This is a genomic window from Shewanella sp. H8 (assembly GCF_040285065.1).
Lineage (GTDB): Bacteria > Pseudomonadota > Gammaproteobacteria > Enterobacterales > Shewanellaceae > Shewanella > Shewanella polaris.
This window is the reverse complement of sequence record NZ_CP157213.1, coordinates 19,073-37,218: the sequence shown is the minus strand read 5'-3', so window position 1 is coordinate 37,218 and position 18,146 is coordinate 19,073. Positions and strand designations below refer to the sequence as shown.

Genomic DNA, 18,146 nt, shown 5'->3' with positions numbered 1-18,146 from the left:
TATTGAATAGTGTCATTATCTTGCTCCTTATTGCTGACCTAACATAAAGTCACTTTGTGCCTGATAGGCTGGGTCTTTGCGGTCATACACTTTTGCACCGTCGATAAACACTTGTTCCGCTTGAGCATAAACACTAAACGGGTTGGTATTCCACACCACTAAATCGGCATTTTTACCTTGCTCAAGAGAGCCGGTTTTATCGCTAATCCCCAATGATTTTGCCGCATTAGCGGTAAGCCAACCAATCACATGTTCTTCTTTCAAATCAAATCCGTTTTCATTAGCGCTATTCATTATTTTGGCAGTTTCTTGATTTAAGCGTTGAATCGTTACACCTGAATCAGAGTGTACTATTGCGCAAGAATTTTTAACCGCATCAACCATTGCAACATTTTCAAGTACCATGTCGTACGCTTCTAATTTAAAGCCCCACCAATCTGGCCACATAGCGGCACAGTTACCATTTTCAGCCAGTAGATCTGCAATTTTATAGCCTTCAACGGCATGGTGGAATGTACCTGCGTGATAACCAAACTCTTTGCCTAAGTCGATCATCATTGCCATCTCTTCAGCTTTATAACAATGATTGTGAATAAGGATGTCACCTTCAAGCACGCCTTTTAATGTGTCTTTCATCAAGTCTCGCTCAGGTGCGATAGGGTTTTTACCTGCAGCGTAATCTGCATTATATTTATCCCAAGCCCGTTTGTATTCTGTGGCTTGAATAAACGCAGTACGGTAACCCGCCATATTGCCCATACGTGTCATGGGCAATTCGTTACGACTTCCATAAAGGTTTTTAGGGTTTTCACCGCAGGCCATTTTTAAACCATAAGGGGCGTTAGGAAATTTCATCGCTTGCATTGTTGTGGCTGGAACATTTTTTAATGTCACGCCGCGTCCACCAATAAGGTTAGCCGAACCAGGTAAGATTTGTAACGTCGTAATGCCGCCTTCACGGGCACGATTAAAACCAGGATCTTGCGGCCATACACTATGTTCTGCCCATACTTCAGCAGTAACAGGATTAGTCATTTCATTACCGTCATTATGTGACTCGGCGTTCGGGCTTGGATATACACCTAAGTGCGAATGTACATCAATAATACCCGGAGTAATCCACTTGCCTTTAGCATTAATAACCACAGCACCTTCAGCAACTAACTGTTTTCCTACAGCACTAATTTTACCGTCTTTAATTAACACATCAGCCTCATCAATACGTTTACCTGTACCGGTTAACACAATGGCATTTTTAAGTAGCGTGGTTGAATTGGGCAGCACATGGTAAGTACTTGGATACGGGTTGGCATTGATTGTAATTTTTTGATCTTGTTGTTCTGCAGGGCTACAACCTATAACTGCGGTTGAAAAAGCTACAGCAACCAATGAATGCATCAGTTTTACCATTGGGATCTCCTTTGTTATTTGACCTCCAATCTAACTAAGATAATTATTAAAATACAGACTAATCGTTAAATAGTTGGTATCAAAATGTTAACAAAAAAGAATCACTGTAACGGTAATGATTTAGATATAATGAAGCCGATATTCTTAATGGCAGATAATATGAACTGGTTACGTAAATTATTCACCAAACCTCAAGCTGATATTAGTAGAGACACAAGCCAATCTAATGCCTACGACATTATTGGTGGAGATAAAGTCATCCGCGCAATTGCTCATGACTTCTACCAACAAATGCAACAACGCCCTGAAGCCCAAGCATTATTAGCCATACATCGATCGCCAATTGCAGATTCAGAACAAAAACTGTATGAATTTTTAAGCGGTTGGTTAGGTGGGCCGCAACTGTATCAACAAAAATATGGTCATCCAGCTTTGCGCGCGAGACACATGCCCTTTGCGATTGATGAGTCGATGCGAGAACAATGGTTAATGTGTATGCGTGCAGCCATTAAAAACACGATAAAAAAGCCTGAACATCAACAAGTGATTATTCAGGCTATTTCGACCCTAGCAGACAACATGCGTAACCGATGACTCAATACAACAGCGTACTAAGTACTAGAATTTAGCTAACCAGTCTTGTGGTTTTAAGTAGATGTCATACAATTCAGCTTCAGGGCTATCCTCTTCTGGAGCATATCCATATTCCCAGCGCACCAATGGCGGCATCGACATTAAAATAGATTCAGTGCGCCCCCCCGTTTGTAAGCCAAACAAGGTACCTCGGTCGTAAACCAAGTTAAACTCAACATAACGGCCACGACGATAAAGTTGGAATTGACGTTCATCATCACCAAATACCAATTCTTTGTTGCGATCGACTATTGGCTCATAAGCTTCAATAAAACCATTACCAACCGCTTGCATAAACTCAAAACTACGTTCAAAACCAGGTTTGTTTAAATCATCAAAAAAGAGTCCACCTACACCACGCGTTTCATTACGGTGAGGTAAGAAGAAGTACTCATCACACCATTTTTTGTATTTAGGATAAACTTCTTCGCCAAATGGATCGCAAATATCTTTAGCCATTTGATGCCAGCTGATCACATCTTCTTTAAATGGATAGTATGGCGTTAAATCGAATCCACCACCAAACCACCACACAGGGTCGGCCCCTTCTTTATGAGCAATAAAAAAACGCACATTGGCATGGGTTGTAGGAATATAGGGATTATTAGGGTGGATAACTAAAGATACACCCATTGCCTCAAAACTACGGCCAGCCAATTCAGGACGATGCGCAGTGGCCGAGGCAGGCATAGCATCACCCATCACATGTGAAAAATTAACTCCAGCTTGTTCAAATACCTTGCCTTGGGTTAATACCCGACTAGTACCACCACCGCCTTCTTCACGCTCCCATGAATCAGCTTTAAAAGTAGCTTTGCCATCGAGTAGCTCTAAACGCTGACAAATATTTTGCTGCAATACGAGTAAAAATGATTTTACTTTTTGTGCGTCAGGCACTTGAGAAAGATTGTTTGACATAATATTAACTTCCAGTACGAAGGATCTGACCACTGCGGGCATCTATAATAGTTGATGGCTGACGTTGTTCGCCCAGCTGACCTAAAATCAATGCCTCAATTTTATCGCTAAAATCAGTGATGATATGTTGCGCATCGACTACTGGTAACTCACCAGCTAAATTGGCACTTGTCGATACTAAAGGTTTATTGAGAGTATTGCACAACTCACGCACGACGGGATGAGCTGAGACACGCACGGCGATAGAGTCAAACTCACCACACAGTAATTTAGATACATGCGCTTTAATAGGCATGATAAACGTAAATGGTCCAGGCCATTTAGATTGCACAAACTGCAATTGCTCCCATGTTAGTTGAGTGATATCAATATAAGGAACAAGTTGCTCCAAAGAACTGGCAACTAAAATTAACCCTTTTTGCCAAGGACGCTGTTTAACTGCTAACAATTTTTCGATAGCACTGTCGTTGTCAGGATCACATCCTAAACCAAATACAGCTTCAGTAGGATAAGCAATCACTCCACCTTGGTTTATAACGGCGGCGACAGCAGATGGCTGCAATTGCAACATTAAATTCCCTTGCATCAAATTAATTTTAAAACGAAAACTATAAAGCTCGCTTATATTTACAGGATTTTTGCGGACACTCGACTCGACTACCAGCCGCCCCTTTTCGTTCTACTAAAATTCCGAAGCCACAATCAGGGCAAGCTTCATTATATGGAGGATAGTTTACGATAAACTTACATTTTGGGTAGGCACTGCAAGCAAAAAAAGTTTTCCCATATCGACTGGTTCGAGACTCAAGGTGGCCTTTAGCGCACTGAGGACAGGTAATCTGTTCAGCTTGATTAGTATTATCGTGTTTTTCAATATGGGTACATTCAGGATAATGCGTACAACCGATAAAAATACCAAAACGCCCCGATTTAACCGCCAGTTCATTACCACATTTAGGGCACACTGAACCGCTGATGACTTGAGTTTCTATCGACTCATGTTGCACTAATGGACGAGTATAATCACATGTTGGATAATTATTACAACCGACAAAGCCACCATGCTTACTATGTCTAACCGACAACTCAGATCCACAAGCAGGACAAAGCTCAAACTCTTTATCTAATGCATGCTCGTGGACATTAAACAGCTGTGGATCAATTTTCGACATGGTGTTCTCAATAAATAATATTTTAGAGTCCTAAAAAAGGAGGCCAAGCCTCCTTTTTATTATGAGTGTAATCGCCCTTCTGGCTGCTCGAAGATTAAATCTTCCATTTGCTCATAAGCAGACTCATTTCCAGGCACATTAAATAGTACCATTAATACCACCCATTTAAGATCTTCTAACACCAATGTTGGCTCATCTAACTCCATGACACGGTCAATGACCATTTCGCGAGTTTCAACACTGAGCACTTGGATCTGTTCTAAAAACAGTAAAAAACCACGGCTCTCAACATCTAATTTAGCCATTTCCGCTTTGGTATAGATACGGAATGAATGTTGTGCATGATTGCACAAGTACGGTTTATCGCTTTCTTGTAGATCAGCAAGGTGCTCTAACCAAGAAAGTGCTTTTATAATATCTACTTGATGAAAACCCGCACGAGTTAACTCTTTAGTGAGTTCATCTTCATCAACTAATAGTTCAATTTCACTATGAACATAATTTTCAAATAAATACATGAGGATATCAAACATGGCTAACTCCTCTTTAGTCTGACGTAACCACCGGGCACTGCTGCAACCCACCCTTGTAACTCGAGTTCAAGCATTTGTATTAACACCAGATCTATTGTCTTCCCACTATCCTCAACCACAGCATCTATGGCTGTCGTTTCATATCCTACACTAGCTAACAGTGGAGGAAATGGCAAATTACAAACTTCATTATCCTGTATATGGTGCCGTTGATGCAATTGTTCAAGGTGATAATCCGATAAACAGCCTAATTCTTCTATTATATCGGCAGCAGACTCGACAAGTTTTGCTCCATTTTTAATTAAATCATGGCAGCCTTGGCTATAACCGCCTAATACAGACCCCGGAACAGCAAACACCTCACGGTTTTGCTCCATAGCCAGCCGAGCACTAATTAATGAGCCACTTTTACGACTTGCCTCAACGACTACGGTACCTAAACTTAAGCCGCTGACAATACGATTACGTCGAGGAAAGTTACCAGAGAAAGGCCCGATATTTGGCCAATACTCACTGATGACACAACCCGTATTGATAATATTGTGATACAAATTTTGATGACGTTTAGGGTAAATACACTCGGCCCCAGTGCCAAGAACCGCAATTGTCTTACCATTCGCGTTTATTGCCGCTTTATGTGCAGCACCATCAATGCCAGTCGCCATACCACTAGTAATAGCAAAGCCTTGGTTGGCTAACTGATAAGCTAGATCGGCTGTCATATCTAAGCCACCACGAGAGGCATTACGGCTGCCAACCACCGCTATACTAGGCAAAACTAGGGACAATATCTGACCTTTAACAAATAACACTGGTGGCGGATCGGTAATCTGAGAAAGTAATGGAGGATAAAGGGGATCAGAAAGAGTCACAATATAGTGATTTGGTTGCGAATCAAGCCATGCTAAGGCTTGCTCCACTTTGTTAAAGTCTATATGGCACTTAGCCAACAGGTTTGCCGGCAAGGGCAAAGCCTGTGGTTCAAACTCTAAACGTTGACGAATTTCTTCAACGTCCATCTGAGTTAATAATTGTTGAACCCGGGCCGGTCCTAGCCCAGATACTGCACAAACAACTAGCCAGTCGACCAGTTTATCTGAAATTATTCACCTTTAATCGTTAATGGCTCTGGTTTAGACAACTTATCACCCACTCGAACAGGGCGGCCACTAAACATAATCAATCCTAAACTAGTTTTATCAAACACTTTAAAGACCATTAAATTACCATGGAAAACATCAGGCATTTTATAAGCCGTCTCTTCTGAAAACTGTGCAAGGACTTTATCGTAAGTTGAACTATCAAGGGGACGGACAGGATTACCATCGTTATCAATGACAATGTTTTCACCATCGCGGAACATTGAAAAAACATGACCAGTCTTGACACCATCATCTGCACCACGATCAATATATACCACGTCAAGTTTACCCGCTTCACGAATATTGCCTATGGTAGCAATAATTGAGGTAGGCACACTTAAGTCTGCTGCTTTAGGAATAAAATATGCCGACATTAACGCTTCATCTTCAACAGGTGTCACATGATAGCCACCTTTGGTTTCGCGTAAACTGCTGAGCAGTTCAACTTTCGACACAGTCCCAGACTCAATAACTCGGCCAGTTGACGCTAAAATAATTTCTCGGCCTAATAACTCACCACTCTCAGGGGAGAAAAACTCACGGCCAGTTTGGTAAATAGCAACTTTAAGGCCTTGTTCAAGCATTGCATTAACATATACAACGTCATTGACGACATGATGAATCGAAGGACTCTCACCGCTCATAACAATTGGCTGCCCATCTAACCATCCAGGATCAACCACCCTATTCTGTACCAAATAGGGCTTAATTAAGGCAAGATCTACAGCTGGAACAGGGCCATTTTTCGATATAACACGACCTTCAGGGCTCTTTTTGATGTGTTGCTTAACCACTAAACGAGGTTGACCATCAATAAATTCCAAAGTCAGTCGATCACCGGGATAAATTAAATGCGGATTCGCAATTAATGGATTATTTCCCCACAATTTAGGCCAACGCCAGGGATCATTTAAAAAATAGCCAGAAATATCCCATAACGTATCGCCTTTTTTAACGATATACGTATCTGGATGACCAACTTTCAGTGTTAATGTATCCGCACTAGCCAAAGAAAAATTTAAACATAGAAAAACAAGTAATAATAAGCGTTTCATGGTGAAATCCATGTTGTTTAGCTCTTTATTAGAGCTTTTTACTGTTATTGATAGCCCGTAAGGATTAAAATTACCCTAATTACAATTGCCAGTATAGCTTTCTGGCTGAAATTTGACAGACTTGTTAAGAGTTTATATATGCCAATACTTAATGTTTTACGATTTCCAGATGAGCGTTTACGTACTATAGCTCAACCAGTAACGGATTTTGGTCCGCAACTACAAACACAAATAGATAACATGCTCGAGACCATGTACCTAGAAAAAGGTATTGGCCTAGCCGCCACGCAAGTCGATTTTCATCAGCGACTTATTGTGATGGATTTACAAGATGAAGTTGATCGTCCAATCGTTTTTATTAATCCTCAAATAATGGCCAGTAGTGGCGACTTGGCAAATGAAGAAGGTTGCCTTTCAGTACCGGGAATTTACGCCAAAGTTGATCGTGCAGAATATGTCACTTTAAAAGCGTTAGATCGCCATGGTAATGAATTTACTGTTGAAGCTGACGAGTTATTTGCCATTTGTATTCAGCATGAAATTGATCACCTTAATGGCAAGTTATTTGTCGATTATTTATCGCCATTAAAACGCCAGCGCATTAAAACTAAGCTTGAAAAAGAAGCTCGTTTAGATGCTAGAGAAGCATAGGAAGTCATTTGAAACCGTTAAAAATAATCTTTGCCGGTACTCCGGATTTCGCGGCTAGACATTTACAAGCACTCATCGATTCTGAACATGATGTAGTAGCCACTTATACTCAACCAGATAGACCCGCAGGACGAGGCAAGAAACTCACAGCTAGTCCAGTAAAGACCTTGGCTTTAGAGCATGATATTGCGGTATTTCAACCAGCATCATTACGTAAAGAAGAGGCTCAGGCTGAGTTAGCACACCTTAATGCAGATATTATGGTGGTAGTGGCTTATGGATTGATTTTACCGAAGATAGTGCTTGATACTCCGCGTTTAGGTTGTATTAATGTTCACGGTTCAATTTTACCTCGTTGGCGCGGAGCGGCTCCTATACAAAGAGCATTATGGGCTGGAGATGCCGAAACGGGTGTCACCATTATGCAAATGGATATAGGCCTAGATACTGGCGATATGCTATTAAAAACATTTCTACCTATCGACAATACTGACACTTCAGCAAGTCTTTATGAAAAGTTGGCAGTTCAAGGCCCACAAGCATTAATTCAGGCCTTATCAGGATTGAGCGAAGGGACCTTAATCGCTAAAAAGCAAGATGAAACACTCGCAAATTACGCAGAGAAACTTTCAAAAGAAGAAGCTCGTCTTGATTGGCATAAAAGTGCTAAGCAATTATGGCAAGACATCCGTGCGTTCAATCCTTGGCCAGTCAGTTATTTTGAACATCAACAAAGTACCATTAAAGTTTGGCAAGCAGATTATTCCGATGAGATATGCACCGAGTCACCGGGAACGATTATTGCTGCAACTAAACAAGGTATTGAAGTTGCGACAGCGGACGGCAAGTTAATTATTCAAACCATGCAACTGCCTAACAAAAAGCCCCTTAATGTGGCTGACATTCTTAATGCTCGTAGTGATTGGTTCGCTGCTGGTGTGTGTTTAAACCAAGAGGCTAACTAGCATGAATGTGCGCGCACTGGCAGCTAAAGCGATTTATGAAGTACTCGAAAAAGGTACGTCATTATCAGTAGCGCTACCCGATCAACAACAACACTTAGAAAACGGCAAAGACAAAGCCTTACTGGCAGAGTTATGTTACGGCGTAATGCGTCAATTACCACAGCTAGACAAATGTGTAAGCGACTGCCTAGCTAAACCGTTTAAAGGTAAGCAGCGAATATTGCATCAACTATTGATTGTTGGTTGTTACCAACTTTACTTTACTCGCATTCCTGCACATGCCGCTATTTCTGAAACAGCGGAAGCCTGCAGACAGTTACGTTTCGATGGTTTGGTCAAAGTGGTCAATGGTGTATTGCGTAATATTCAGCGCCAAGATGCCGCATTAAATACCGACTCAGATACATTACGTTTTAATACTCCGGCTTGGTTTATTAAGCGTTTACAACAAGCGTATCCAGAAAGCTGGCAAGCCATTATCGAACAAAGCCACCAGCGTCCACCAATGTGGCTCCGAAACAATCAACAATCACAAACACGTGAGGTCTATTTAGCAGCACTAGCCCAACATGATATTCAAACCCAAGTTGGTTTAAGCCAAGATGCTATATTGCTCGAAAGCGCAAAAGATGTCGCAGCGTTACCAGACTTTATGGAAGGCGCAGCATCTGTGCAAGATGGCGCAGCACAATGGGCAGCAACCTTACTTGCACCAACAGCAGATGAACTTATTTTAGATGCTTGTGCTGCCCCCGGTGGTAAAAGTTGTCATTTAATCGAATTGGCTCCGAGCATAAAGCTTGTCGCAGTTGATTTTGATGAAAAACGTCTTGCGCGAGTGCAACAAAACCTAGACAGGTTGCATTTAAAAGCGCAGCTTATTCACGGCGACGCAGCGGATATTCCATCATGGTGGCAAGGACAGCAATTTGATCGGATATTACTTGATGCGCCTTGCTCTGCCACAGGGGTAATTCGCCGTCATCCAGACATAAAATGGTTACGTAAAAATAGCGACATTGAAGAGTTAGCCAACTTACAAAAACAGATACTCGATCATTGCTGGCAATGGCTTAAACCGGGTGGCACTTTATTATATGCAACCTGTTCTATCTTGCCCCAAGAAAATAGCCAGCAAGTTAAACAGTTTCTAGCTCGGACGCCTGATGCGAGTTTAGTACCGATAGAGCAACAAACTCAACGCGATGATATCGGTTGGCAAATTTTGCCAGGGCAAAATAATATGGACGGCTTTTATTACGCGCGCCTAGTTAAAGCACTTTAAGGATGTACTTCAAGCCATGAAAATTATTATTTTAGGCGCAGGGCAAGTGGGTGGCACATTAGCTGAAAACTTGGTCGGTGAAAATAACGACATCACACTCGTCGACAGTGATAGAGCTCGATTAAGACTGTTGCAGGACAAATTTGATTTGCGTGTTGTTGTCGGTCATGGCGCCCATCCAAGTGTATTAAAAGAAGCAGGAGCAGAAGATGCAGACATGCTCATTGCAGTAACCAACAGTGATGAATGCAACATGTCAGCATGCCAAATCGCTTACAGCTTGTTTGGTACACCAACAAAAATTGCTCGTATTCGCTCAGAAGCTTATTTGGAACTTCAAGATAAGCTTTTTATCAGTAGCGAGATAAAAAGCGGTGATGCTAAGCCCCGTGGCGGTTTTATTATTGATGAACTCATCGCACCAGAACAGTTAGTAACCACTTACATACAAAGATTAGTTGAATACCCAGGAGCACTTCAAGTACTTGAATTTGCAAAAGGAAAACTCAGCCTTGTGGCAGTTAAAGCTTATTACGGTGGTCCATTAGTCGGTAATGCGTTAGCGACATTACGTGAACATATGCCGAATATTGATACCCGGGTCGCGGCTATTTTTAGACAAGGCCGACCTATTATGCCGCGCGGCACCACGATTATTGAAGCTGATGATGAAGTATTTTTCGTCGCCGATAGTCGTCATATTCGTGCTGTAATGAGTGAAATGCAAAAACTGGATAATTCGTACCGCAATATCATGATTGCTGGTGGCGGTAATATTGGTTTTGGTCTTGCCCAAAAGCTGCAAAGCACCCATTCGGTGAAATTGATTGAGCATCGTCAAGAACGCGCTGAGTTACTGTCGGAAAAACTGGAAAAAACTACAGTGTTTTGTGGCGATGCTTCAGACCAAGAATTATTACTTGAAGAACATATAGATCAAACAGATGTATTTATCGCCGTCACTAATGATGATGAAGCCAATATTATGTCAGCCCTGCTCGCTAAGCGCATGGGAGCCAAAAAAGTCATGGTGTTGATCCAACGTGAAGCCTATATCGATATTGTGCAAGAGGCTAACATTGATATTGCCATATCCCCTCAGCAAGCCACTATTTCAGCATTATTGACCCATATTCGCCAAGGTGATATTTGTAATGTTTATTCATTACGACGCGGTGCGGCTGAGGCGATTGAAGCTATCGCCCATGGTGACTCAAGCACTTCGAAAGTCGTGGGTAAAAAAATTGGTGAAATTAAATTACCACCGGGTACGACCATTGGTGCCATTGTACGTAATGATGAAGTATTAATGGGCCATGACAAAACAGTAATTGAGCAAGGTGACCATGTTATTTTATTTTTAGTGAATAAGAAATTTGTCGGCGATGTAGAAAAGTTGTTCCAACCTAGTGCGTTTTTCTTCTAATTTACAATGTTTAACGCAAAACAGATTGTTTTCATTCTCGGCATTTTCCTCTCAATATTGACAGGGTTTATGTTAATACCAATGGGTTTTGCACTATTTTATAGTGAAGAAACCATTGGTGATTTTATGATATCTGGTTTATTTACTGGATTGATTGCTATTTTATGTATTCAAAATGGCCGTAATCGTCATTTTAACCTCAATATCCGTGATATGTATTTGCTCACCAGTATCACTTGGTTTGTTGTCAGTCTATTTGCCGCACTACCCTTTACTCTTTATCACGGTATTAATTATACCGATGCCTTTTTTGAAACAATGTCAGGTATCACCACAACAGGTTCAACGGTATTATCCGGTTTAGACTCCATGGACCATAGCATTTTAATCTGGCGTTCATTATTACAATGGCTTGGTGGTATTGGTTTTATTGTAATGGCGGTAGCCATCCTACCGTTTTTGAATGTGGGAGGAATGCGTTTATTTAGAACAGAATCATCCGACTGGAGCGACAAAACAACTCCTAGAACCCAGCATATGGCCAAACACTTATTCCTTATTTATGTCGTATTAACGCTGTTGTGCGCATTGTCCTATCACTTTGCTGGCATGCATTGGTTTGAAGCAATTAATCATGCAATGACGACATTATCAACTGGAGGATACTCAACCTCAGATCGCTCGATGGCGGCCTTTTCTCATTCGGCGCATTGGGTTGGTATCGTATTTATGTTGGCTGGCGGGTTGCCGTTACTGATGTTTGTGCAAGCTATTCAACAGCGCAGTTTACGTATATGGAATGATCAACAAGTAAAAGGCTTTTTAACCTTTGTATTACTGGTGTCATTTTCATTGGCATGTTGGTTATGGCAACACCAAAGCATAGATTTTTTAGATGCATTTAGATTATCCAGCTTTAATGTGATTTCAGTTATCACAACCACAGGTTATGGATTAACGGATTATCAAACTTGGGGTGCTGTCGCTAGTGTAGTATTTTTGTTTTTAATGTTTATAGGCAGTTGCTCAGGCTCAACCTCTGGCGGGATAAAAATATTTCGCTTTCAAATTGCTTTCTCAATAATGCGTCAGCAAATTAAACAACAATTTCATCCTAATGGTGTGTTTAAAGACAAATATAATGGCCATAGCATTCGAAATGACATTGTCCGCTCAATCATGGCTTTTTTTATGTTGATGGTTATCGTTATATTAACTCTTTCGATTATATTGGTACTAACCGGATTAGATCCTATGACCAGCTTTACTGGTGCTATTACAGCAGTAGCCAATGTAGGACCAGGCCTTGGTCCAATTATAGGTCCAGCCGGAAATTTTGCTCCCCTTCCCGATATTGCTAAATGGGCATTGGCATTAGGAATGTTATTGGGGCGCTTAGAAATACTGACTGTTGCAGTGTTATTTCATCCTAAGTTCTGGCATTTTTAATATCGATATATAGTGATATTTATTTGATACATATAGACTTTACTACTAAAAACAACAAAGATAATATATTAAAAACCAGTTACGTAAGTAAGCGGCTAGGAGAATTAAGTACTAAGGATAAATGTTGATTCCCCCTGACACAGATCATTTATCAGGAGGTTGAGTTGGTACAACAGCGACTACGCAGGTACAGCCGTCGCTAATTCGACAATATGATCACCGTAAACCTTTACATCTTCCCAGTCGGTATAATCAATAATTGCGGTGGGGTCAGTAGGACCATCAGTCATTTTCATGATAAGACGGATCATAAAACTGTCATACCAAGGCCATGAAGGATAATCGACTTTACCAGCAATAATTTTAACATCCTGCGGTTTCCACTCTGACAAGGTTAAAAACTTTTGCAAATAGGTATTATTTTCTGGAATTCGTTTTTCTGGTTTACGAGCCACAACGCTAACGCAAAAAAAACTATTTGGTATTTGTGATAAATGCTGCTTGTTTTCGCGAACAAACTTAAATACTGATTTATGATATGAGCCATATAACACACAAGCACCTAACGCAACGGCTTGGTATTTAGACCATTCAATAGTCGCTTTATCTTGAATATTAACAACATCACAATGATTACCTTTGGATTCAATTTGCTGTGCAATTACTCGGCTAATATGTGCCGTATGACCACCTCGGGAATAATATAACACTAAAATATTGGCCATTTTTTAATTCTCATTATTGGATAATTTGTCTCATTTTGGCAATAAAAGCGATTTTAAACCCCTGCAATGATCACAAATTAGAAATAGCTCATATATTTAATAGTTAAAATTGAGATCTCTGTGATGCAGCAGTATGATGATACAAGAAATTTAATAGCACTCACCCTCTACGTAATTACAGGTCATATATAAGGACACTCATGAAGCAAGATATTGACGTTGCAACAATGCTAAATAATGCAGAAACGGCAGCACAATGGCTAAAAGCCATTGCCAATCCTTACCGCTTAATGATTTTATGTTTATTGTTAGAACAAGAACTAAGTGTCACTGAGTTAAATGAAACGGTTCCTTTGAGCCAATCGGCATTATCACAACATTTAGCGGTATTACGCACCCAAGATTTGGTTAACACTCGCAAGAGTTCACAAGTGGTTTATTACACCCTGAAAAATGAGCAAGTCACTGAAGTTATTTCTATTCTTCATCGCCGCTACTGTGCTTAAACAACACTGAAGTTTAGGCCGCTACATTGGCCGTTAACAAGCTCTGGGATAATAAATGTTTATCAAACTACCATCATCCCGTTACCCTTGGTTGGTTTGATTTGCAAAAAATCTGTTATTAACACGTAAAAGTGCTTGGTTCGCACAACAAATGGTAACTTTGATATTACAGGTGTTAAATAAAGCCACTTTACCGAGTTGTCCCTACTGTTATACCGAGAAGGGATTAATCGTGTTAACTAAAAACGCATTAAATTTACTACAAATATGATGAGGTTATTTTTGCGCTGCGATTTGTTTAGCGAACTCGTCTACTTTACCCCAATCCGTAAACTCGAACGTTCCCTGAGTATCTGTCGGTCCTTTCGTCATCCACATGATAAATCGAATCATGAACTTATCAACAAAACGATAACGAGGATAATCAATCTTGCCCGCAAACACGCCTAATAGCTTAGGTTTCCAAGCCGATAATCCTAAAAACTTTTGCATATATGGATTGGTTTCTGGAGTATTTTTTTCAGGCTTTCTTGCGACGACATTGACGGTAAAAAAACTATTTAACTTGGTATCGAGTATCGCTTGGTGTTGCTCAACAAACTTGAACAATTCAGGTCGATGTTTGCCGTATCGAATACTGGCACCTATAACCACTTTGTCCACAGAAGCTAAATCATTAACATCAGCAGCCGCTAAATTAACTACACTTACTTGCTCACCTTGTTCAGTTAGTACTTGCTTAATTTTCTGACAAATTGCCAGTGTCTGACCATCAACCGTTGAATATAAAATAACTGTATTTAACATTAATTTTTCCAAAACGTAGGAGTGAATAATACCAGTAAGGTGAATACTTCTAATCGACCAAATAGCATTGCCATTACCAGTACCCACTTAGCGCCGTCTGTAATACTGGCATAATTAGAGGCGACGTCCCCGAGTCCTGGTCCCAAGTTATTTAAACTTGCTGCGGTCGCACTAAATGCTGTGATGGCATCCATATCCATGGCCATTAATATCACCATACACACAACAAACACCAACGCATAGGCAGAAAAGAAACCCCAAACGGCATCAATAACTCTATCTGGCAATGCCATTGTTCCAATTCGAATCGAATACATTGCTTTAGGATGGATTAATCGTTTCATTTCACGTGAACCTTGCAAGATAAGCAAAATTAAGCGAATCACTTTCATACCACCACCAGTAGAACCAGCGCAACCACCAATAAAGCTAGAAAAAATTAATAGAATAGGTAAGAACAACGGCCAAGAATGGAAGCTTTCAGTACCAAACCCCGCAGTTGTTGAAATAGAAACGACTTGAAAAAAAGCATAATCGAGGGTTTTCTCTGGAGAATCATAAATACCAGACTGATATAAAGTCGTAAAACAAATTGCCGTAAGCAACAGCTGAACAGCAATTAACACCTTAAATTCGGCGTCTTTCAAATAGACTTTAACGTTAATACCGCGGCGAGTAAATGCGGCAAAATGTAAGCTAAAATTAACCGCTGCAATCAACAAGAAAACCGCACAAATAACGTTAATCAGCGGACTTTCAAAATAACCTATACTGGCATCGTGGGTGGAAAAGCCACCAATAGCAATGGTCGAAAATGAATGGCAAATAGCATCAAATGCATCCATGCCAGCAAAATAAAATGCCAATGCACAAGCGGTAGTAAGTAAAAAGTAGATGTACCATAACGCTTTCGCTGTTTCGGCTATTCGCGGCGTAACCTTGGTATCTTTCACTGGCCCAGGTACTTCTGCTTTATAGAGTTGCATACCACCAATACCCAGTAGCGGTAAAATAGCTACAGCCAGTACGATAATACCCATCCCCCCCATCCATTGTAGTAAATGGCGATAAAACAATATTGACTTAGGGAGGTCATCTAACCCAACGATGACCGTTGCTCCCGTTGTTGTTAAGGCCGAAAACGATTCAAAAAAACTATCAGTCCAACTTAAATCTGGGTTATTAGAAAAAATAAATGGCAGTGCACCAATTGATCCTAGTACTGTCCAAAACAGCACTACAATCAAGAAGCCTTCGCGAGTTCTAAGATCACCTTTTTCATGACGGTTGGGATACCATAATAAAAAGCCTAAAAAAATACTGACAGAAAAGGCCTGAATAAAGGCGGTACCGCCACCATCTTTATATAAGATAGCCACTAATGCTGATGGCAACATGGTGATTGAAAATAATCCCATCAGCAAACCGGTGATTCTAATAATTGTTTTATATTGCATTAAGGATTCTGTTTAAGTTGTACTGCGTCGAATTTAACAATTAAGTGACATTTTGGCATAAGTTGGTCATAGCTCAAACTGTAAACTTTACTTGTAGCTGACCTTGGGTCAGCGTCGCTAATGCTTGATTAAAAGCCAGATGATGCGATTTAGCCAATTCAAAGTGTATTTCTACAATCTCGGAAAATACTTTATCAACAATCTCACCATCATGCAGAGCCACTAAATACTCAACATCTGTTAGTTGGGAATAATGACACACTAAGCTTACAGGGTACCTTATATGCTTAACTTGAGTTTGTATTTGAGTTAATCCTTGCTTTATACCCGAGGTATAAGCACGCACTAAACCACCAACGCCCAATTTAGTACCACCAAAATAACGCACTACAATAACCCCTAGCTCGCCAATGTTTGCGCCTTGTAAGCACGCTAGCATGGGTTTGCCAGCGCTACCTGATGGTTCACCATCGTCACTGGCGCCCATGTCAATGGTATTTTCAGGGCTACCAGCAACAAATGCATAGCAATAATGGCTTGCTCCTGGGTATTGCTGTTTCATATTGGTAAGTACTAACTTCATATTACTAGGATGCGGGCAATGAAATAACAAAGAGATAAAGCGGCTATGCTTTATCTCTTCTTCTATCAATATGTTAGCTTGTGGTATTAAATATGACTCAATCAACTAAACCAGACTCTCTTGTCATATTTTCATTACGATTATGATGAACAATGACATTGTCTTCGATACGAATACCACCAAATGGGCGAAGCTCATCAATAGCATTCCAATTAATCGCTTGTTTAGCTGATATTGATAATTGTTCAAGTAAGGTATCAATAATGTATAAACCGGGTTCAATCGTTAATACTTGATTTGGTGCTAACACCCGAGTACAACGCAAAAATGGGTGATCGCCTGGTGCAGCAATATTGGTACCACGTTCATCATGAGCATATCCCCCCATATCATGAACTTGAAGCCCTAGCATGTGCCCTAATCCATGAGGGAAAAATGCTCGAGTAATACCTTGCTCAATTAACTGCTCAATACTGCCTTTTGCAATATCAAAATTAATTAGTAATTGTGCAATATGTTGATGAGTCGCAATATGCAAGTCGGTGTATTTAACTCCGGGTTTCATAGTATCAATAATGGCTAACTGTACCTTATTGAGTGCGGCAATTAACTCACAGAAACGGTTTTTTTCAAATGCATAAGTTCGAGTGATATCGGCAGCATATCCGTGATAGCTAGCCCCTGCATCGATAAGAAACGATAAACGTTGTACAGGATTTACATGTTCTAAAGCAGTGTAATGCAAAATGGCCGCATTTTGGTTTAAAGCCACAATGTTGCCATAAGGTACTTCGTTTTCACCCTGACCAATTTCAAGTAAGTACTGCTGTTGGATTTCAAATTCAGTCGCACCATTATAAAAGGCATTTTTAGCGGCTAAATGGCCCTTTACCGCAATTTGGTTGGCTCGGCGCATACACTCAAGCTCATACTGAGTTTTATCTGCACGGTGATAATGTAAATAGTTCATTACCGCATCCGGATTCCGAGCGGTAAAACCTAATATATCAGCCACGTCTAAATGCTCACCTATATAAGCCCATGATGTCAGACTTTTAGGCAAATAGTCAGCAATACGATCAGGCTTAGTCAGTAACTGAATATCAAAATGTTCAGTCCAAAAAGCTTGTGGTACGTCGTTGACTTTATGCCAAAAGTCGACGGGACGATAAAAAACTAAAGTCGGTTTATCTTGGCCATTCGCAATTAGCCAACAATTAGCTGTATCCAAAATAGGTAACCAAGCTTTAAATTGTGGGTTCACTTTAAAGGGATAGTTTAAGTCATCTAAAAATTGTCGATGAGGTTGTCCCGAGTGAATCACTAAACCCGATATATTTTCACGTTGGCAAATTTCAGCAACACGACGATTTAGCTCACCGATGTGTGCATGATATAAATGGGCTAACTGATCCATTGACTATCCCTT

At 40.5% G+C, this 18,146-nt stretch carries 19 protein-coding genes; 7 read left to right on the top strand and 12 right to left on the bottom strand.

What is annotated here, in order from left to right; genetic code table 11:
- Positions 1 to 27 precede the first annotated feature (27 nt).
- Positions 28 to 1,410 carry an amidohydrolase gene (locus ABIS04_RS00160; protein ID WP_350432181.1) on the bottom strand — a complete coding sequence of 461 codons (1,383 nt, stop codon included), beginning with the start codon at positions 1,408 to 1,410 and terminating at the stop codon, positions 28 to 30.
- A 159-nt stretch (positions 1,411 to 1,569) separates the two neighbouring features.
- Here ABIS04_RS00160 and ABIS04_RS00155 point away from each other — a divergent pair, with 159 nt between their 5' ends.
- The gene (locus ABIS04_RS00155) at positions 1,570 to 2,004 is read left to right on the top strand and encodes a group II truncated hemoglobin (protein ID WP_137227376.1); all 435 of its coding nucleotides are present in this window, start codon (positions 1,570 to 1,572) and stop codon (positions 2,002 to 2,004) included.
- Positions 2,005 to 2,028: 24 nt separating this feature from the next.
- On the opposite strand, the gene hemF is transcribed toward ABIS04_RS00155, so the two are convergent.
- From hemF to ABIS04_RS00125, 6 genes are all read right to left on the bottom strand, one after another.
- Positions 2,029 to 2,961 (bottom strand): oxygen-dependent coproporphyrinogen oxidase, encoded by a 933-nt coding sequence (gene hemF, locus ABIS04_RS00150; protein WP_350432179.1) that lies wholly within the window; start codon positions 2,959 to 2,961, stop codon positions 2,029 to 2,031.
- A 4-nt stretch (positions 2,962 to 2,965) separates the two neighbouring features.
- On the bottom strand, positions 2,966 to 3,532 hold the full coding sequence (locus ABIS04_RS00145) for an L-threonylcarbamoyladenylate synthase (RefSeq protein ID WP_140232875.1): 567 nt from the start codon (positions 3,530 to 3,532) through the stop codon (positions 2,966 to 2,968).
- Between the two features lie 37 nt (positions 3,533 to 3,569).
- Positions 3,570 to 4,133 carry a topoisomerase DNA-binding C4 zinc finger domain-containing protein gene (locus ABIS04_RS00140; protein WP_137224055.1) on the bottom strand — a complete coding sequence of 188 codons (564 nt, stop codon included), beginning with the start codon at positions 4,131 to 4,133 and terminating at the stop codon, positions 3,570 to 3,572.
- Between the two features lie 59 nt (positions 4,134 to 4,192).
- Positions 4,193 to 4,666: a DUF494 family protein gene (locus tag ABIS04_RS00135; protein WP_140232873.1), complete on the bottom strand. Its 474-nt coding sequence runs from the start codon at positions 4,664 to 4,666 to the stop codon at positions 4,193 to 4,195.
- 2 nt (positions 4,667 to 4,668) lie between these two features.
- Positions 4,669 to 5,685, bottom strand: a complete 1,017-nt coding sequence (dprA, locus tag ABIS04_RS00130; protein ID WP_137224059.1) for a DNA-processing protein DprA — start codon at positions 5,683 to 5,685, stop codon at positions 4,669 to 4,671.
- 83 nt (positions 5,686 to 5,768) lie between these two features.
- Positions 5,769 to 6,875: a LysM domain-containing protein gene (locus ABIS04_RS00125; RefSeq protein WP_350432178.1), complete on the bottom strand. Its 1,107-nt coding sequence runs from the start codon at positions 6,873 to 6,875 to the stop codon at positions 5,769 to 5,771.
- A gap of 126 nt (positions 6,876 to 7,001) precedes the next feature.
- Here ABIS04_RS00125 and def point away from each other — a divergent pair, with 126 nt between their 5' ends.
- The 5 genes from def to ABIS04_RS00100 are packed head-to-tail and all read left to right on the top strand — an operon-like array spanning position 7,002 to position 12,639.
- A complete protein-coding gene (gene def / locus ABIS04_RS00120) occupies positions 7,002 to 7,514 on the top strand; it encodes a peptide deformylase (RefSeq protein ID WP_350432177.1) in 513 nt (170 codons plus the stop codon).
- Between the two features lie 8 nt (positions 7,515 to 7,522).
- Positions 7,523 to 8,479 carry a methionyl-tRNA formyltransferase gene (fmt, locus tag ABIS04_RS00115; RefSeq protein WP_350432176.1) on the top strand — a complete coding sequence of 319 codons (957 nt, stop codon included), beginning with the start codon at positions 7,523 to 7,525 and terminating at the stop codon, positions 8,477 to 8,479.
- A gap of 1 nt (position 8,480) precedes the next feature.
- Entirely contained in the window at positions 8,481 to 9,764 is a 1,284-nt protein-coding gene (rsmB, locus tag ABIS04_RS00110; protein WP_350432175.1) for a 16S rRNA (cytosine(967)-C(5))-methyltransferase RsmB, read from the top strand.
- 16 nt (positions 9,765 to 9,780) lie between these two features.
- Positions 9,781 to 11,190, top strand: a complete 1,410-nt coding sequence (gene trkA / locus ABIS04_RS00105) for a Trk system potassium transporter TrkA (protein ID WP_350432174.1) — start codon at positions 9,781 to 9,783, stop codon at positions 11,188 to 11,190.
- 6 nt (positions 11,191 to 11,196) lie between these two features.
- A complete protein-coding gene (locus ABIS04_RS00100; protein ID WP_350432173.1) occupies positions 11,197 to 12,639 on the top strand; it encodes a TrkH family potassium uptake protein in 1,443 nt (480 codons plus the stop codon).
- 179 nt (positions 12,640 to 12,818) lie between these two features.
- Here the strand turns inward: ABIS04_RS00100 and hemG (ABIS04_RS00095) are convergent, their stop codons facing one another.
- Positions 12,819 to 13,364: a menaquinone-dependent protoporphyrinogen IX dehydrogenase gene (gene hemG / locus ABIS04_RS00095; RefSeq protein WP_137224074.1), complete on the bottom strand. Its 546-nt coding sequence runs from the start codon at positions 13,362 to 13,364 to the stop codon at positions 12,819 to 12,821.
- A gap of 200 nt (positions 13,365 to 13,564) precedes the next feature.
- On the opposite strand from hemG (ABIS04_RS00095), the gene ABIS04_RS00090 reads away from it, so the two are divergent.
- The gene (locus ABIS04_RS00090) at positions 13,565 to 13,870 is read left to right on the top strand and encodes a metalloregulator ArsR/SmtB family transcription factor (protein WP_011635510.1); all 306 of its coding nucleotides are present in this window, start codon (positions 13,565 to 13,567) and stop codon (positions 13,868 to 13,870) included.
- A 276-nt stretch (positions 13,871 to 14,146) separates the two neighbouring features.
- On the opposite strand, the gene hemG (ABIS04_RS00085) is transcribed toward ABIS04_RS00090, so the two are convergent.
- The 4 genes from hemG (ABIS04_RS00085) to pepQ all read right to left on the bottom strand — a co-directional run bounded on the left by hemG (ABIS04_RS00085) (position 14,147) and on the right by pepQ (position 18,134).
- Entirely contained in the window at positions 14,147 to 14,677 is a 531-nt protein-coding gene (gene hemG, locus ABIS04_RS00085; RefSeq protein ID WP_137224076.1) for a menaquinone-dependent protoporphyrinogen IX dehydrogenase, read from the bottom strand.
- Entirely contained in the window at positions 14,677 to 16,134 is a 1,458-nt protein-coding gene (locus ABIS04_RS00080) for a TrkH family potassium uptake protein (protein ID WP_140232863.1), read from the bottom strand. Before ABIS04_RS00080 ends, hemG (ABIS04_RS00085) begins: the two co-directional genes overlap by 1 nt.
- Positions 16,135 to 16,207: 73 nt before the next feature.
- Entirely contained in the window at positions 16,208 to 16,822 is a 615-nt protein-coding gene (locus ABIS04_RS00075; RefSeq protein WP_350432171.1) for a YigZ family protein, read from the bottom strand.
- A complete protein-coding gene (gene pepQ, locus ABIS04_RS00070) occupies positions 16,815 to 18,134 on the bottom strand; it encodes a Xaa-Pro dipeptidase (protein WP_350432170.1) in 1,320 nt (439 codons plus the stop codon). The genes ABIS04_RS00075 and pepQ overlap by 8 nt, the downstream gene beginning before the upstream one ends.
- Between the last annotated feature and the right edge of the window lie 12 nt (positions 18,135 to 18,146).

Coding starts and splice junctions, on each gene's coding strand:
- ABIS04_RS00155 (WP_137227376.1), top strand. CDS start 1,570: ATGAACTGGTTACGTAAATTATTCACCAAACCTCAAGCTGATATTAGT.
- ABIS04_RS00145 (WP_140232875.1), bottom strand. CDS start 3,532: ATGTTGCAATTGCAGCCATCTGCTGTCGCCGCCGTTATAAACCAAGGT.
- dprA (WP_137224059.1), bottom strand. CDS start 5,685: ATGGACGTTGAAGAAATTCGTCAACGTTTAGAGTTTGAACCACAGGCT.
- ABIS04_RS00140 (WP_137224055.1), bottom strand. CDS start 4,133: ATGTCGAAAATTGATCCACAGCTGTTTAATGTCCACGAGCATGCATTA.
- ABIS04_RS00125 (WP_350432178.1), bottom strand. CDS start 6,875: ATGGATTTCACCATGAAACGCTTATTATTACTTGTTTTTCTATGTTTA.
- hemF (WP_350432179.1), bottom strand. CDS start 2,961: ATGTCAAACAATCTTTCTCAAGTGCCTGACGCACAAAAAGTAAAATCA.
- rsmB (WP_350432175.1), top strand. CDS start 8,481: ATGAATGTGCGCGCACTGGCAGCTAAAGCGATTTATGAAGTACTCGAA.
- ABIS04_RS00160 (WP_350432181.1), bottom strand. CDS start 1,410: ATGGTAAAACTGATGCATTCATTGGTTGCTGTAGCTTTTTCAACCGCA.
- ABIS04_RS00090 (WP_011635510.1), top strand. CDS start 13,565: ATGAAGCAAGATATTGACGTTGCAACAATGCTAAATAATGCAGAAACG.
- pepQ (WP_350432170.1), bottom strand. CDS start 18,134: ATGGATCAGTTAGCCCATTTATATCATGCACACATCGGTGAGCTAAAT.
- hemG (WP_137224076.1), bottom strand. CDS start 14,677: ATGTTAAATACAGTTATTTTATATTCAACGGTTGATGGTCAGACACTG.
- ABIS04_RS00100 (WP_350432173.1), top strand. CDS start 11,197: ATGTTTAACGCAAAACAGATTGTTTTCATTCTCGGCATTTTCCTCTCA.
- ABIS04_RS00080 (WP_140232863.1), bottom strand. CDS start 16,134: ATGCAATATAAAACAATTATTAGAATCACCGGTTTGCTGATGGGATTA.
- trkA (WP_350432174.1), top strand. CDS start 9,781: ATGAAAATTATTATTTTAGGCGCAGGGCAAGTGGGTGGCACATTAGCT.
- hemG (WP_137224074.1), bottom strand. CDS start 13,364: ATGGCCAATATTTTAGTGTTATATTATTCCCGAGGTGGTCATACGGCA.
- def (WP_350432177.1), top strand. CDS start 7,002: ATGCCAATACTTAATGTTTTACGATTTCCAGATGAGCGTTTACGTACT.
- ABIS04_RS00135 (WP_140232873.1), bottom strand. CDS start 4,666: ATGTTTGATATCCTCATGTATTTATTTGAAAATTATGTTCATAGTGAA.